Source organism: Pseudoalteromonas sp. S4492 (assembly GCF_005886115.1).
Classification (GTDB): domain Bacteria; phylum Pseudomonadota; class Gammaproteobacteria; order Enterobacterales; family Alteromonadaceae; genus Pseudoalteromonas; species Pseudoalteromonas gelatinilytica.
Genome location: NZ_PNCP01000247.1, coordinates 1 through 463 on the forward strand (window position 1 = coordinate 1; position 463 = coordinate 463).

Consider the following 463-nt stretch of genomic DNA (forward strand, 5'->3'; position numbering starts at 1 on the left):
ATCAGTTTTACCCAAAGCCAATAAGCCGATGAAAGCACGAACCAGATCAATATTGGGGATGCAATGGCGCTTCTTGATAGAGCGCAGTGATTTTTTGAGGGATGTCTTCTTGTTCAGGGCGTGACCCACAAAATACAGGCCAGCTGCAGGAGTATAAAATTCTGTGTCAGATTGCTCAAATTTTAGTTCCACAAAAATGCACTTATATGGTGAAAATCAAGATGAGCCAATATTAGCCTACAGATGCTGCTATGACTGAGTTTTTGGCAAATTTAACGATCATGAACTCACGAATTCAGGTATTTTGTTCACTCATAATGATTTCAAACGACCGTTTACTTTTTAATCAACTCTATTCATGATTGCTCTATGGCTGAATAATCACCCGGTCATTCAATGGCACTTTGATCGGGTAATTAAGCAGCAAATATAAAAATAAAACCTGACATCAGTGATGATGTAA

At 38.2% G+C, this 463-nt stretch carries 1 pseudogene; it reads right to left on the minus strand.

The features are described from left to right. Positions 1 to 192 (minus strand): annotated as a pseudogene (locus CWC28_RS22380) (IS1380 family transposase); the annotation flags it as partial. Positions 193 to 463: the final 271 nt, after the last annotated feature.